Source organism: Massilia mucilaginosa (genome assembly GCF_011682145.1).
GTDB lineage: Bacteria > Pseudomonadota > Gammaproteobacteria > Burkholderiales > Burkholderiaceae_D > Telluria_A > Telluria_A mucilaginosa.
Map to the genome: position 1 here is coordinate 1 of NZ_WHJH01000050.1, position 15,164 is coordinate 15,164.

Annotated in this window: 14 protein-coding genes; 8 read left to right on the top strand and 6 right to left on the bottom strand. The window is 66.8% G+C overall.

Going from position 1 to position 15,164, the window contains the following annotated elements; translation table 11 throughout:
- A partial coding sequence (locus F2P45_RS27065; RefSeq protein WP_187367235.1) for a transposase occupies positions 1-470 on the top strand: 470 nt, incomplete at its 5' end.
- A 271-nt stretch (positions 471-741) separates the two neighbouring features.
- Here F2P45_RS27065 and F2P45_RS27070 read toward each other — a convergent pair.
- From F2P45_RS27070 to F2P45_RS27085, 4 genes are read right to left on the bottom strand one after another with little or no spacing between them, the layout of a single operon-like run.
- Entirely contained in the window at positions 742-1,434 is a 693-nt protein-coding gene (locus tag F2P45_RS27070) for a TorF family putative porin (protein WP_166881323.1), read from the bottom strand.
- A gap of 24 nt (positions 1,435-1,458) precedes the next feature.
- Positions 1,459-2,679, bottom strand: a complete 1,221-nt coding sequence (locus tag F2P45_RS27075) for a S8 family peptidase (protein ID WP_166881367.1) — start codon at positions 2,677-2,679, stop codon at positions 1,459-1,461.
- Positions 2,679-3,317, bottom strand: coding sequence for a zf-HC2 domain-containing protein (locus F2P45_RS27080; protein WP_166881324.1), 639 nt, complete (start codon positions 3,315-3,317; stop codon positions 2,679-2,681). Before F2P45_RS27080 ends, F2P45_RS27075 begins: the two co-directional genes overlap by 1 nt.
- Positions 3,314-3,841 (bottom strand): RNA polymerase sigma factor, encoded by a 528-nt coding sequence (locus F2P45_RS27085; protein ID WP_229505326.1) that lies wholly within the window; start codon positions 3,839-3,841, stop codon positions 3,314-3,316. The genes F2P45_RS27080 and F2P45_RS27085 overlap by 4 nt, the downstream gene beginning before the upstream one ends.
- Positions 3,842-4,138: 297 nt before the next feature.
- Here F2P45_RS27085 and mrtJ point away from each other — a divergent pair, with 297 nt between their 5' ends.
- Genes mrtJ through dsbD form a run of 7 tightly spaced genes read left to right on the top strand, consistent with a single transcriptional unit; the run spans position 4,139 to position 11,356 of the window.
- Positions 4,139-4,480, top strand: a complete 342-nt coding sequence (gene mrtJ, locus F2P45_RS27090; protein WP_229505327.1) for a JDVT-CTERM system glutamic-type intramembrane protease MrtJ — start codon at positions 4,139-4,141, stop codon at positions 4,478-4,480.
- A gap of 31 nt (positions 4,481-4,511) precedes the next feature.
- Positions 4,512-6,641 (top strand): choice-of-anchor D domain-containing protein, encoded by a 2,130-nt coding sequence (locus F2P45_RS27095; RefSeq protein WP_229505328.1) that lies wholly within the window; start codon positions 4,512-4,514, stop codon positions 6,639-6,641.
- 23 nt (positions 6,642-6,664) lie between these two features.
- Positions 6,665-7,174 (top strand): TlpA family protein disulfide reductase, encoded by a 510-nt coding sequence (locus F2P45_RS27100; RefSeq protein ID WP_166881327.1) that lies wholly within the window; start codon positions 6,665-6,667, stop codon positions 7,172-7,174.
- Between the two features lie 2 nt (positions 7,175-7,176).
- Complete coding sequence (locus F2P45_RS27105) at positions 7,177-7,410, top strand: DUF4266 domain-containing protein (protein ID WP_308613800.1); 234 nt, start codon at positions 7,177-7,179, stop codon at positions 7,408-7,410.
- Positions 7,411-7,427: 17 nt separating this feature from the next.
- A complete protein-coding gene (locus tag F2P45_RS27110) occupies positions 7,428-8,573 on the top strand; it encodes a DUF3570 domain-containing protein (RefSeq protein ID WP_166881329.1) in 1,146 nt (381 codons plus the stop codon).
- Positions 8,573-9,475, top strand: coding sequence for an FAD:protein FMN transferase (locus F2P45_RS27115; RefSeq protein ID WP_166881330.1), 903 nt, complete (start codon positions 8,573-8,575; stop codon positions 9,473-9,475). Before F2P45_RS27110 ends, F2P45_RS27115 begins: the two co-directional genes overlap by 1 nt.
- 36 nt (positions 9,476-9,511) lie before the next feature.
- Positions 9,512-11,356 carry a protein-disulfide reductase DsbD gene (dsbD, locus tag F2P45_RS27120; RefSeq protein WP_166881331.1) on the top strand — a complete coding sequence of 615 codons (1,845 nt, stop codon included), beginning with the start codon at positions 9,512-9,514 and terminating at the stop codon, positions 11,354-11,356.
- 94 nt (positions 11,357-11,450) lie between these two features.
- On the opposite strand, the gene F2P45_RS27125 is transcribed toward dsbD, so the two are convergent.
- Both F2P45_RS27125 and F2P45_RS27130 read right to left on the bottom strand, forming a co-directional pair.
- Positions 11,451-13,367 (bottom strand): outer membrane protein assembly factor BamB family protein, encoded by a 1,917-nt coding sequence (locus F2P45_RS27125; protein WP_166881332.1) that lies wholly within the window; start codon positions 13,365-13,367, stop codon positions 11,451-11,453.
- 197 nt (positions 13,368-13,564) lie between these two features.
- On the bottom strand, positions 13,565-15,109 hold the full coding sequence (locus tag F2P45_RS27130) for a phospholipase D family protein (protein ID WP_166881333.1): 1,545 nt from the start codon (positions 15,107-15,109) through the stop codon (positions 13,565-13,567).
- Between the last annotated feature and the right edge of the window lie 55 nt (positions 15,110-15,164).

Here is a 15,164-nt window from a genome sequence, read left to right on the forward strand (position 1 = left end):
GGCCGAAGGCCTGGCGCGTGCTTCTCAAGGCCGAGGTCATGGCGCTTGGCGAGAACACGCGCTTCATCGTCACCTCGCTGCCAGGACTCGATGCCGGCATGTTGTACGAGGATATTTATTGCGCGCGCGGTCAAGCCGAAAATTACATCAAGCATCTCAAGGATGACCTCGCCGCCGACCGTACTTCCTGCACCAGCTTTCTCGCCAATTGCATGCGCTTGTTGCTGCACGCGGCGGCCTACATCCTGCATCAGCAACTGCGTACCGAAGGGCTGCGCCATACCGCGCTGTCGCAGGCGCAGCCATCAACGGTCATTTCCAAACTGTTCAAAATCGCCGTGCAGGTCAGGCAGTACAAGAACAAGATTGTCCTTCACCTTCCGAGCGCCTGTCCGGCCAAACATCTGCTCCAGACCTTGACCGAACGACTGTACCTGTCGACACCGGCCAGGTCCCTCAACTCGTCCTGAGTAAGCCACGTCCGGTCTGCCGAGAACTGACCACCAACCCGCCAACCTTCAACCGCATACTGCTCCATTCGATGTCCCGTTCAATCGGGTAGGGGGGCTATTGCCCGCGACATCGTGATCGTCACTGAGGAGCTCATGTATCGCCGAACCGGCACTGCGGTGGCAGTTTATGAAACATTCAGGCTAGATAGCTGCGCTGCTTCTCTTAAGGATCAGTTCGTGTCCGAATGTCAGACCTGACACCGGACGTGACACCGGACGAAGGGGTGGATCAGAACGAGCGGCCGACGGTGAGCACCAGCCCATTGCGCGAGCCGATACTGCCGCTCGACCGGGCGTAGGCGCCCCGCTCCGCTTGCAGCGCGTCCCACGCGGCTTGCATTTTCCACGCCTCGATGCTCACGCTGATGCCGATCCGTCCGTCCACCCGCGCGCCGGAGGTGTAGCGCGGCACCTTTGATACCGGGCGCAGGTAGCCGACCCGCGCGAACAATCCCACATCGTCGGTGAGCGCCACGCCGCCATTGAGTTCCCCGTACACCGTGCGCATGCTGGTGCCCAAGTAGGCCGGCGAGTACGATAACCTGCCACTGAGCCGGTCGCCGCCCAGCCCCGCATACACTTCGCGGTAGTTGAGGGCCGACATGGTCGAAAAGGTGTGATTCGATGCCCCGACTTCCCACGACGGCCCCGATGTCATGCGGCGCGCGTAGCCGGCGTAGCCGATCGCGTACACGCCGCGCGGCGTACCGCTCATCTTGAGCAGCGATGCGAAGGCGCCCGCGTAAAAGCCGCTGCGGGTGTCGAACGAGAGGTTGAACTGGGCCACCGGGTCGCCCTTGCTGTAGCCGATGCCGCGATAGTAATAGTCGGAGACGAGCGACACGCTGCCGCTGGCCTGGGCGCAGGCGTTGCCGCCGGCAAGGCAGGATGCCAGTGCGAGCGCACGCCGCCATCTACGCAAGGGCTGCTCCGCGCGCGGCGGCGTTCAGGGCTGGCGGACGATCTTGGGCGGCGTGACCTCGACGCAGACGCATGTACATTTTCCTGTGAGGCGGGTGACGGTGGCGCAAAGGTTGATGCCGCCCGGCTGCAGTACGATGCTCGATCGGACCTGCGGCAAGGTGAGCCCGGGTCGCAGCTCGCTCAGCACGGCCATCATGCCAGAGATATGCGCCGCTGAATAGGACGACCCCGAAACCATGCCCCAGCGCGCCCCCGGCGCGGCGGTCGGAATGTCGCGCCCGGGCGCCATCAGCACCTGTGCGCTCAACTGCCGGCTGCTGTCGGCAGCGACCGCGAACACGCCCGGATGCGAGGCCGGAAAGCCGCCGTCGGCGCTGGCCGCGTCGACCGCGCCCACCACCCGCACGCCGCGCGCGCAGGCGACGTCGATCAGTTCGCGCAGCAGCCGGTCGGCCGGCCCCGACAGACTCAGATTGATCACCTGCGCCCCGTGCATCAGCGCGAAATTGATCGCCTTGGCCAGGGTGAAGCTGTTGCAGCGGGTGGCGCCGCCGGCCACTTGCCAGCATGCGCGCAGCGCCATCAGGCGCGCGTCCGGCGCCACGCCTTCGATGCCCACGCCATTGCCGGCCAGCGCCGCGATCACCGCGGCCACGCCGGTGCCGTGGGTTTCGGCGGCGTATTGCTGTCCATCGACAAAATTCTCCTGGAAGGCGACCTGCCCGGCCAGGTCGGGATGGTCGGTTTCGATGCCGCTGTCGATCACCGCCACCAGCACCTTGCGCCCGGTGGCGGCCTTGCGTACTTCGCCCAGCTGCCACTGGAGGGCGGCCGGCTGCACCGGGTACAGCGGGTCGCTGGCCTGGGCCGAGAAGGTGTTGATCGATTGCGCCCAGTCGACCCGCGCGTCGCGCGAGAGCGCTTCGACGATCTTGCCCGGCTCGGCGCCGGCCGGTGCGGCCATGCGGTAGCAGTCGACGTTCAGGGCCGGCATGGGCCAGCCTTCGAGGATGGTCAGGCCGTGCTCGCGCGCCAGCGCTTCGGCGATGCGGCGCCGCGCCAGGCGTCCGGCGTCGTCGCGGTAGTTGGCGCCGTAGGCGGCGTCGGGCCGGAAGTGCGGCGCCGGCAAATGCAGCATGACCAGGATCTGGCGCACCTCGGCCTGGACCTGCACTGGCGCCGCTTCCTGGGCGCGGCCGCTCAGCGCCGTCAGGAGCAGCAGCGCCGACAGCAGAAGGCGCATCACGGCGCGCTCCGCGGCCCGAGCGCTTCGGCCAGCTGCACGTCGGCGTCGGCGCGCAGCACGGCGAGCGCGCTGGACTGGCCGCCCGGCGGCGCGCTGAGGACAAAGGCGCCGGTGACGGTCGGCCCGTCGACCACGCGCGCGCCGCTGGCCTGCAAAAGGCGCTGCACCTCGCGCAGGCTGGCGTCGGGCTGGAAGACGACGACGATGGTGCCGGCCGGCGCCGGGGCGGCGTTACTCAGTGCCTGGTAGGCCTCGCCCTTGCCCACCGGCGCGATCATCTGGATCACCAGCACGGTGATCAGGGCGCACTGCCCCGCCATCGCCCACGGCATCCAGCCGCCGCCGAACCAGGCGCGCATGCCGGACGCCTTGACGGGCGCCGCGCTGTGTTGGGGGCCGAGGCGTGGCATCAGGCGCGCCAGTGCGCGCTCCGGATCGAGTCCGGATGGTTCGGCCGGCGCCGCGGCCTGCAACTGGCGCTGCCAGGCGACTGCGCCGGCGCATTGCGCGCAGTGCCGCAGGTGCGCGCGCACCTCGGCCGCCTCGCTCTCGTCCAGGGTGCCGTTGGCGAACCACGGCAGCAAATCGCGCATCGACTGGTGCGACGCGCTGGTTGGTTCTTGGTTCAGGTTCATGACAATTCTTCCTGATGTGCGGACAGCAGCACCCTGAGGCGCTGCCGCGCGTGAAACATCCGCGTTTTTACGGTATTGACCGGGCATCCCATCGTCTCGGCGATTTCCTGGTAGCCCATGTCGTGGTAATAGGTCAGCGTGACGACCACCCGCTGTTCGAGCGAGAGCGCCTTGAGCGCTTCGCCCACGCCCTGCTCCAACTGCTGCTGCCCGATGGCGTACTCCGGTTCCTGGCGCGCGTCGCCCGCTTCCAGCTCAAAATTCGATTCCACCGGCTCGTCGCGCATGTTGACCGCCTTCAGTCCCTGGCGGTAGGCGATGGCGAAGATCCAGGTCGACACCTTGCAGGTGTGGTCGAACGTGTGCGCCTTCTGCCACACCACCAGCATGGTGTCGTTCACGACTTCTTCGATCAGGGCGCCGTCGCGCACTATCCGGTCCAGAAAGCGCGCCAGCCGTCCGAAGTAGATCCGGTACAGCGCCTGGAAGGCGTTCCGGTCCCCGCCCGCGATCAGGGCAATCAACTCCGTCTCGCTCGACCCGGACGGTCCGGCTGGCGCCCTCCCGAAACGCGCTCTCCATTGTTTCAGCATGCTTCGATGTTCTCCACGATGTTTTCTACTTCTGCGGTGAATACTTGCCCGCAGCGAAAAGGTTCATGCTGCCGAGAAAAATATATCGCTCAAATCCAGCCCCCCTGATTCTACACGTGGCAATTTTTACAAAAAATTTGCAAAAGCATTGAACCTTTTATACCCGGGCCCGTATTGACCGTTCAATAAGACCGAACAATGCATCGTTACCACCGAAGGATCAGTATTTTGTTTGCCCTGTGCGGCCCATCACTTCTCGATCACTCGGCGGCCGGCCTGTTTCGCCTGTTGTTGCTCGCGCCGTTGCTGGAAGAACTGATTGTGCGCGCCGGCCTGCAGGAGTGGCTGATGCGCAAGGGCAGCCCTGCGGCACTGGTGCTGGGCGTGCCGGCACTGGCCTTCAGCCTGCTGCACGTGATGTCGGGTGGGCAAGCCATGGCGGCGGTGTTGTTGCCGGGACTGGCATTCGGACTGATTTACCGCCGCTGGCGCGACTGGCGGCTGTGCGCACTGGTCCACGCGCTGTGTAACGGTGTCGCACTGAGTTTTTGCAGTTTCAGCATTCATTAGATAACAAACAGAAACAACAACAGGAGTAGCAATGACGGGATTTCGACTGAATCAATCCGGCCTGCGGCATCACATGCGCGGCGCCGGCCTGTGCGCGCTGCTGGCCATTAGCCAGGCCCACGCGGCCGATGCGCTGCACGGCAAGACGCTGTACCTGAACGGCCCGGCCGGCGGCGGCACCGCCTGCGCGCGCTGCCATACCGCGTCGCCGACCGCCAACGTCAGCAAAATCCTGAGCGCGGCCGATAATCCGGCCGCCATCAGCGCTGCGATTGCGGCCAACAAGGGCGGCATGGGCAATATCTACGCCGGTAAATTGTCAGATGTCGATCTGGCCGACCTTGCAGCCTTCATCGGCAACCCGGGCGTGAGCGCGGCGCCGGCGGCCAGCCTCAATCCCTCCAGCCTTGCCTTCAGCGGCACGGTGCTCGGGCAGGCCAGCACCGCCCTTGCCGCCACCCTGGCCAACACCGGCTCGGGCGCGCTCAATATCGATACCATCGGCCTGACCGGGGCCGCAGCGGCCGATTTCAGCATCGCCGGCGGCACCTGTGCGCCCGGCGGCGCGGTGGCGGCGGGCGCCAACTGCACGGTGCTGGTCAGCTTCAAGCCGAGCGTCGCCGGCGCGCGCAGCGCCAGCCTGGCCGTGGCCCACAACGGCACCGGCGGCAGCAGCAGCGTGGCCCTGAGCGGCACCGGCAGCGCGGCGCCCCAGGCCACCATTGGCGTATCGGCCACCAGCATCAACTTCGGCGCGCTGGCCACCAATGCGCCATCGGCCCCGCAAAGCATCACGCTCAATAACAGCGGCCAGACCGCCCTGACCTTCAGCAGCATCACGCTGGCGGGAACCAGCGGCGCCATCTTCACGCTCGGCGGCGACTGCGCGGTGAGCAAACCGCTGGCCGGCGGCGCCAGCTGCGCGCTGACGGTGGCGGCGCAGCCCACCGCCAGCGGCGCCTTTACCGGCAATCTGACGGTGGCCTCGAATGCCGCCAACGGCAACGTCACCATCGGCCTGGCCGGCAGCGGCGCCAGCGCGGCGGCGGCGGCCAGCGCCACGCCGAACGTGCTGGCCTTCGGCAGCCAGACCATCGGCGGCGCCGCCGCCACCCAGAACGTCACGCTCACCAATTCCGGCAACGTGGCGCTGACCTTCTCGTCGATCGCCGTCAATGGCGCGGGCGGATTCAGCGTGGCGCCGGGCAGTCACTGCGGCGCGCCGCTGGCGCCGGGCGCCGCCTGCAGCGTGCCGGTACTGTTCGCCCCGTCGGCCAACGGTGCGTTTGCGGGCACGCTGGTGGCCACCTTCAACGGCGGCGCCGTGCAGGTTCCCGTCAGCGGCGCCGGTACCACGGCCGCTGTCGCCACGCCAAGCTTGTCGGACACCGGTCCCATTGGTTTCGGCGAAATCCAGGTCGGTAAAAGCGCAACGCCGCACACGACGGTGCTGCGCAATCCCGGTACAGCGGCACTGACCATCGCCACCCTGGTGATCGACGGCGCCAACGGCGGCGACTTTGTCCTCGGCGGCACCTGCGCGCTCAACGGCACGGTCAGTCCGGCAGGCAGCTGCACCATCGAAACCACCTTCAAACCGGGCGCACCGGGTGCGCGCGCCGCCTCCCTGCTGCTGGCGACCAACGGCGGCACGCAATTCTCGCTGCCGTTGAGCGGCACCGGCACCGCCATCGCGGCGCCACCTGCCCTCACGCTCACGCCGCAGTCGTTCGACTTTGGCGCCAGCGCGGCGTCCAAGCGTTTCACGCTGACCAATGCGGGCACCGCCGCCATCAAGCTGTCGGCGGCGACCTTCAGCGGACCATTCGCGCGCGTGAATGACGCCAGCGGCTGCGCGGCCTTGCCGTTTGCGCTGCAACCGGGCGCCTCGTGCGACCTGGTGGTCGGCTACACCCCGGCCGCTTCGGGCGCCAGCAGCGGCAGCGTGGTGCTGCAGGCCGACGGCGGCGCCAGCTGGACCATCGCACTGGCCGGCCAGGCCGCAGCGGTCCCGGCCAACGCCAACCCGGCGCCGGCGCAGAACCAGGGCGGCGGAGGCTGTTCCTCGGTACGCGATGGCAGCGATCCGATGCTGGCCCTGCTGGCACTGATGGCGGCGGCCGTCCTCTTCTGGCGCCGCCGCAATCCGGCGCAGTCATGATCAACCTACTTTACGGAACCGGCATGAACAACTTCAAACGCAACACACGCGCACTCGCCGCGTCCCTTCTCCTGGCGCTGCTGGCGGCGCCGGCAAGCGCGCTGGAAGCGGGCAAGCCCGCTCCGGCGTTCGACCTGGCAGGTCCCGATGGCGCGGTCAAGCTGGAAAAATACGCCGGCAAGGTGGTGTATGTCGACTTCTGGGCATCCTGGTGCGGCCCTTGCCGCCAGTCGTTCCCGTGGATGAACGAGATGCAGGCCAAATACGGGGCGCAGGGCTTGCAGATTGTCGGCGTCAATGTCGACGCCAAGGTCGACGACGCGCGCACCTTTTTGGCGGGCACGCCGGCCAAGTTCGCGATCGGCTTCGATCCGGCCGGCGCCACGCCGCGCAGCTATGGCGTCAAGGGCATGCCGAGCAGTGTGCTGATCGGGACGGACGGCAAGGTGATCTTCGAGCATAGCGGCTTCAAGGCCGCCGACCGCGAGGAACTGGAAGCGAAGATCAAGGCGGCACTGGGAGCGAAGAAATGACGATGATGACCAGGATCGTGCTGCGCCTCGCCGCGGTAGCGGCGCTGGCTGCGGGCGCCACCGGCTGTTCGGCCATCACCCCGGTGCAAGCCTGGGAAAAAGGCACCCTGGCCAAGACCGAAATGCTGATGGAGGGCGACGGACTCGAAGCGCGCTTCAACGAGCATATTTACAACAGCCGCGAGGCGGCGTCCGGCGGCAGCGGTGTCGGTGGCGGCGGCTGCGGCTGCAATTGAGAGAGATGAACGATCACATGACCACCCCACTCCTTCCCGCACCCAATCCGGCCCTCGGCCACGCCATCCTGGCGGCGGCGCTGATGCTGCCAGGCCTGGTGCATGCCGAAACACCGCCGGAGCACGCGTCCATCAGCGTCAAGCTGCTCAGTTACGAAGAAAGCCAGTCAAGCATGGACCGCATCCGCGTGCGCGCGCCGTCCATCTCGCTCATCGCGCCGGTGGCCGGCGTGTGGTCGGTCTCGGGCTCGCTGACGGCCGACGATGTCTCGGGCGCGTCGCCGCGCTACCACACGGCCGTATCGGGCGCCTCGCGCATGAGCGACGACCGCAAGGCCGCCGATGCGGCGGTAACGCGCTACTTCTCGCGCGGCAGCCTGACCGTTGGCGCGGCCTATTCGACCGAGCATGACTACGACTCGCGCGCACTGTCGGTGACCGGCACCATGTCGAGCGAAGACAAGAACACCACCTTGTCGCTCGGCGTGGGCGGCTCGGACGATTCGATCAATCCGGTCAACTTCATCGTGCGCGACGAATCGCGCCAGACCGTCAACTTCCTGGCCGGTGTTACGCAGGTGCTGGGGCCGAACGATGTGGCGCAGCTGACCGTGACCCACAACCGCGGCCACGGCTACTTTTCGGACCCGTACAAGGCCTTCGACAACCGTCCGCGCCAGCGCAACCAGAGCACCGTCATGGGGCGCTGGAACCATCATTACGCGGCAACCGGGGGCACCAGCCGCCTGTCGTACCGCTACTACACCGACACCTACGGCATCCGCGCCCACACTTTCGGGGGCGAATACGTGCAGCCGGCCGGCCAGGGCTGGATCATCACGCCGTCGGCGCGCCTGTATTCGCAGCGCGCGGCGCGTTTCTACTTCGATCCGGTGTATGACGGCGTGCTGGGCGAGCCATTCCGGCCCGGCTTCGAGCGCAACCCGGATGCGCTGTCGTCGGCCGACCAGCGCCTCTCGGGCTTCGGCGCGGTGACGCTCGGGATCAAGGTGGCCAAGCAGTTAAGCCGCGACTGGATCGTCGACGTCAAGCTCGAAGCCTACCAGCAGCGCGGCAGCTGGCGCCTGTTCGACAAGGGCAGCCCGGGACTCGAACCGCTGCGCGCCAACAGCATCCAGCTGGGCCTCACGCGCCAGTGGTGATGGACGTCCAAACGTTCCCGTTCGAGGCCATGGCCAGCCGCTGCGAGCTGCGCCTGGCGCTGCCGCCCGGTGTTGACGCCGGTGTCGATGGCGCGGCGCTGGCCAAGCTGGCCATCGACGAGGTGCGGCGCATCGAGCGCAGCTTTTCGCGCTACCGGGCCGACAGCATCGTCGCCCGCATCAATGCCGCCGCCGGATGCGATGCGGTGGCCTGCGACGACGAGACCAACGCGCTGCTGGACTACGCCGGCGTGCTGCACGCCGGCAGCGGCGGCCTGTTCGACATCACCTCGGGCGTGCTGCGGCGCGCCTGGGACTTTGGCCGTCCGGTGCTGCCGACGCAGGCGGCGCTCGACGCGCTGCTGCCGCTGGTCGGCTGGCGGCATGTGGAACGCGCCGACGGCGCCATTCGCCTGGCGCGGGCCGGCATGCAGATCGACTTCGGCGGCTTCGGCAAGGAATATGCCGCCGACCGCGCCGCCGCGCTGCTAGGTGCCGCCGGTGTGCGCCACGGTTACGTCAACCTGGGCGGCGACCTGCGCATCATCGGCCCGCGGCCGGATGGCACGGCGTGGTCGATCGGCGTGCAGGACCCGCGCGACGCCGACAGGCTGGCGGCGTCGATCCCGATCGCCAGCGGCGCCCTGGCCACCAGCGGCGACTACGAACGCTTCATCGATGTCGCCGGCACGCGCTACTGCCATGTGCTCGATCCGCGCAGCGGCATGCCGGTCTCGCACTGGCGCTCGGTCAGCGTGCTCGGCCCGCTGGCAATCGCCGCCGGCAGTTGTTCCACCATCGCCATGCTGATGCGGGAGGACGGCCTGGCCTTCCTCGACCGCTCGGGCATGGCCTACCTGGCCATCGACCAGCAAGGCCAGTGCTTCCGCAAGGATGTGTAAGCAGCTTCACCCTGAATTAACTACTGGAGAACCACCATGAAATCCGCACCATTCCTGAGATGGCTGCTGTCGCTGCTGGCCATGCTCGCCTTTGCCGGCTGGGCCGGCAAGGCCGCCGCGGCCGACGACTTCCTCGATCCCGAACTGGCCTTCGTGCTGCGCACCGACGTGCGCCAGGACGGCGCCGTGGCCCTGCGCTGGAGCATCGCGCCGGGCTACCACCTGTACCGCGACCGCCTCGGATTTACCAGCGCCGCCGGCCAGGACCCGATTGCCGCGCCAAGCCTGCCGCTTGGGGTGCGCAAGTTCGACGAGAACTTCAACAAGGAGATGGAAACCTACGGCGGCACGCTCGATGTGACGCTTGCCGCCACGGCCAAACCGTTCACCCTGAACGTGGCCTACCAGGGCTGCGCCGACGCGGGCCTGTGCTATTCGCCCATCACCAAGACCTATCTGGTCGATCCGGCCAGGCCGGGCGTGCTGACGGCGCAGGCCGAGGCGGCGGCACCAGCTGCAACACCTGCGGCGGCCGCGCCGGCACCTGCGGCGGCCGCCGCCGCCCCTGAAGACGACACCACCCTGGCCCAGCGCACCCTGCAAAGCGGCAGCCTGTGGCGCATCGGCAGCGCCTTCCTGCTGTTCGGCCTTCTGCTCTCGTTCACGCCGTGCGTGCTGCCGATGGTGCCGATCCTCTCATCGATCATCGTCGGCGAAGGCTCGGTCTCGCGTTCGCGCGGCCTGCTGCTGGCCAGCGCTTACTGTCTCGGCATGGCGCTGGTCTACACCGCGCTCGGCGTGGGCGCGGGGCTGGCCGGCGAAGGCCTGGCCGGCGCGCTGCAAAAACCATGGGTGCTGCTGACCTTCGGCGCGCTGCTGGTCGGCCTGGCGCTGTCGATGTTCGATGTGTACCAGTTGCAGCTGCCAAGTTCCCTGCAATCGCGCCTGTCGGGCACCGGCGGCACGGTCCAGGGCGGGCGCTTCGTGGGTGTGTTCATCATGGGCGCACTGTCGGCCCTGATCGTCGGACCGTGCGTGGCCGGTCCCCTGGCCGGCGCGCTGCTTTACATCAGCCAGACCGGCAACGCCTGGATCGGCGGCTGGGCCCTGTTCTCGATGGCGCTCGGGATGAGCGTGCCGCTGCTGCTCACCGGCCTGTCGGCCGGCAGCCTGCTGCCGCGCGCCGGCGCCTGGATGAACGGCGTCAAGAAGGTATTCGGCATGCTGCTCATCGCGGTCGCCATCTGGATGGTCTCGCCGGTGTTTGCGGCGCCGGTGATGATGGCGCTGTGGGGCGGCTTCGCGATCCTGTGCGCGCTGTTCCTGCATGTGGGCCAGGCGCTGCCGCCGCATAGCGGCGCCGGTGCCTACGCCGGCAAGGCGCTGGGCGTGGTGATGCTCGTCGCCGGCCTGTTCGAACTGGCCGGCGCGGCCAGTTCGGGCCGCGATGTGCTGCAACCGCTGGCGCACCTGCGCGGCGGCGGTGGCGGCGGCACGGCGCTCGCACACGCCGAAGGTCCGCAGTTTACCCGCATCCGCACCGTCGCCGAACTCGAACGCGCACTGGCCGATACCAGCACGCCGGTGCTGCTCGACTTCTACGCCGACTGGTGCGTGGCCTGCAAGGAGATGGAACGCATGACCTTCCCGGACAGCGCGGTGGCCGCTTCGATGAAGAAGATGCGCCTGATCCAGGTGGATGTGACGGCCAACAATGCCGACGACCGCGCGCTGATGAAAAAATTCAGCCTGTTCGGGCCACCGGGCATCATCCTGTTCGACGCCAGCGGCAAGGAAGTGCCGCAGGGGCGCATCATCGGCTTCGTGCCGGCCCAGCGTTTCGCCGAGCGCCTGCAGGCGGCGCACGGCACGGCGGGCTGACGACCGCAAAGGATCGATTATCTTTGGCGGATGCTCGGGCGCTGCGGGGCCAGGTTGGCGGGTAGCCGGCCAGACCCCGATCTGTGCCTTTACTTCAGCGCAGGTTCACGGCGGCAAGGTCGCCAACCGAACTCAGTACATACAGCACGCCGCGTGCCGAAATCGCCAGGCTGCCACCCATCGGATAGGTCCAGACAACCTTTTTCGTTGCGAGATCGATGGCGTGAGTTCTGGAATTCGAGCTGACGAAGGCAAGGTTGCGTGTCACGATGACGTTGGTGTAGACACTGCCTTCCGGAATCGGTGCCGTCCACAGCAGGTTCCCGGTTGCCGGGGCGCGTGCTTCGAGTGAATGCCCGTTCGCGCCAAATGCGTAGATGGTCCCGTTGCCATAAGCCGGCGTTCCGGTGGCGCTGGCGTTCTGGGTCCACGAGCGCTTGCGGCCATCCAGGTCGAATACCGTCAGGCCAGCGCCGCCGACGATCGCTTGCCGGGTGTCGGTCAAGACCACAGCGCTGGCGGAAAAGGTGGTGCTGTACGGGTAACGCTCGCCGATCGAGTAAGTCGAGCTGCCGTTGGCGGCGTCGAGCACCCTGAGTATATTGTCAGGCGTGCTGTATATGTAGACGAAACGCCCATCCGTACTAGGACTCCAGCCATCACTGGCAGTCGACTGGCCATCCCAGCTGAACCTGCCTTGGGCATCAGCATACTTGGAGATGCCACCGTTGTAGCCGCTGATGGTGTAGACATCCGTGCCCAGTACCGTGGGAGCGGAATAGTTTGGCCATTGAGAAATCATGGCTTGTTGCTTCAGCAGCTTGCCGCTGACCTGGTCATATACCCAAAAGAACGTATCCTTGTGGCCAGTCGATGTGAGGTAGACGCGGCCATTCGCTGCAGCTGGCGGATTCACCTGACTCAGCGTGCCGAGATCGACCTTCCATGCCAGTTCGCCCGTGTCTTCGGAAACAGCGATCAGCTCCCACCGGCCGCTCGCGGCGCGGCGAACGAAAAATGCGCGTCCACTGTCGATCGCCGCGGAGACGAATTCGTCGCCAAAATCGCTTTGGCTTGCCACTTTCCAACGGCGTGAAAACGCAGCGGGATCGAAGCTCGCCGCCACATGGCCCGTGTGCGCTGGATTGCCCTGGTAAGTCGACCAGGCGCCCAGGCCGTCGACGGCCGTGAGGGACGTCAGGTTGGTCGGCGCCAGCAGGTTTACCGACAGCGGCACGATCCAGGGCGAGCCAGCCATCGGCTGACGGCAAACGCGCACATCATCGCGGCAAAGGCGCAGCTCCAGGTTACTGGCATGGGTACCGAGCGCAAGCGCGCTGCTGGTAGCAGTCGACAGATCGAATACGTAGCGCCCGTCCGGCGCGCTCGTCGTTTGGCCGGCCGGGGCAATCGTCATGCTCGACGGATCGAACACCCCGATATTGAGGGACTTCCCGATCGTCTCCTTGTTGAGTTGAGCCTCGATGGAAAAAGCCGTCCTGTCTCCCGGATACGTCGTTACGCTCACGCTCGGCTTGGCCAGGGTAAGGCGCGCTTTCGCTTCGGCGGCCGACTTTACCTGGACCTTCAGCGGAACGCGCCACGGCGACCCCGGAAGCGGCTTGGCGCAGATGGTCGGCGTGTCTTCGCACAGGCGAACTTCCAGCACGGTGGAATGTTCCCCGGAAGCAAGGGTGGCGGAAGTGCGCAGGGTCGCCCGGTATTCCACTGGCGACACCGCCGATATCTGCACATCGGGCGAAATCACACCAGAAGAATCGATGACGGCCACGTTGAATGGCACGGCAAACGTGCGGCTTGCCGTGGCGGTCAACACCACGCTGGCACTTTCGCCCTGATACTGCGCCGTAACGGGTTTCGCCGGATAGAAAGTCAGCCAACCTCCGTCTTGGTTGTTTTGCGGGGTTGATGAGTTATCGGAACCGCCACCGCAGGCGGCCAAGCTTAATGCGACTACGCTGGCCATCAGGCCGCCAAGACGAACATTCATAAAGGGATCGAGGACAAATTGAAAAAAGGCTCACATTGTACAGGTTCGTGATTTCCAAAAGGAATTTTTGGTTGCTCTAACCGTCAGGAAGAAGCTGCCGGGTTGGGCTGGCCAGCGTTCAGGCCTGCGTACCGGCGCGGTCAGTTCGCATGGTACTAGCTGATCCAACGCTATCTTGATCAACCATTGCCCTGGCGCTACAACAGCCAGTCGATCGGCAGCAGCGATAACAAGCCCACTGCCGCGCGCTTCCAGAAGCCGGTACCGGGCTCGGTATCGTGGCGGATTTCGGTCTCGCCCACCCGTTCGGTCCAGTACAGGGCGCCATCGGGCGCCAGCCGTACCCGGTAGGCGCGCGCCGGCACCCGTTCGCGCAGGGCGGTTGCCATGCGCGCCGCCATCGCCGGGCTGTCGATCACGAAGCCCATCTCGGTATTGAGGTCGGCCGAGCGCGGGTCGAAGTTGAACGAGCCGATGAAGACGCGCTTGCGGTCGACCGAAAACGTCTTCGCGTGCAGGCTCGATGCGGAGCTGCCAAGCTTGCCGCCCTTGGTTCCCGGCGGCGCGCCTTCGCCGCCCACACCCCGATGGAACTCGTACAGCGTCACTCCCGCTTGCAGCAGCGGCTTGCGCCATTTGGCATAGCCCGCGTGGACCGCCGCCACGTCGGTCGCTTCGAGCGAATTGGTCAGGATGTGCACGTCCATGCCGCGCGTCGCCATCGCCGAAAAATTGTCCGCCCAGGTTTTGCCGGGCACGAAATACGGCGAGACCAGGTCCACCGTGTGGCTTGGGTCGCCCAGCAGGCGCTTGAGCTGATACGTCACTTTGGTTTCGGGCGCTTCGGTGCCGAGCACCTTGTCCGGATCGTCGCTCACCAGCGTCGCGCTGGCCCACTCGAAGGGCAGGGTGCGCGCGACCAGCTGTTCCACGAACGGGGAGGCGCGCACCGCCGCCACATACGCCAGCGCAGCGCCGCCCTGCCCTGCCTGCGCGTCCAGCGGGTCGGCGGCGCCGGCGCCGGCTTGCTGCACCAGCAGGCCGACCGGATAGGCCGAGCGGCTGTTCCAGTAGCGGTCGAAGTCGCGCGAGACCGCGTCCACCACCGGCCCGACCGCCATCACATCGAGATCGATGAACAGCAGGCTGCCGTCCGCCCCGAAATATTCGTCGCCGATATTGCGCCCGCCGATGATGGTGGCGGCGTTATCGGCGGTGAACGACTTGTTGTGCATGCGCCGGTTCAGGCGCGAAAAATCCGACAGGTAGCCGAGCGCGCGGTGCTGGCGCAAGACGAAGGGATTGAACAGCCGTACTTCGATATTCGGGTCGGCGTCGAGCGCGGCGAGGATGGCGTCGAGGCCGCGCGTGTTGTTATCGTCGAGCAGGAGGCGCACGCGCACGCCGCGCTCCGCCGCCGCGCGCAGCGCGTTGAACAGCAGGATGCCGGTGGTGTCGTTACGCCAGATGTAGTACTGGATGTCGAGCGTGCGTTCGGCGGCGTTGGCCAGCATGGCGCGCGCGGCAAAGGCGTCGCGCCCGTTGGCCAGCGAGTGCAGGCCCGACATGCCGGGATGGGCCGCGCCCAGCGGCGCCAGCGCCGTGCCCAGGCGCGTCGCCGAGGTGGCCGCGAGATAGTGGCTGGGCGTGCGGCCGTCGAGCGGCGGCAGGCCGGCGCAGCCGCTCAGCGTGGCCGCCAGCAGCAGCGCCGCCAGCAGCGATGTCAATGGTGAGGTCGTCATGCGTGGTTCCCGGACTGCTTAATCCAGGCCTAATCTGTATGCGCGATAATAGTGG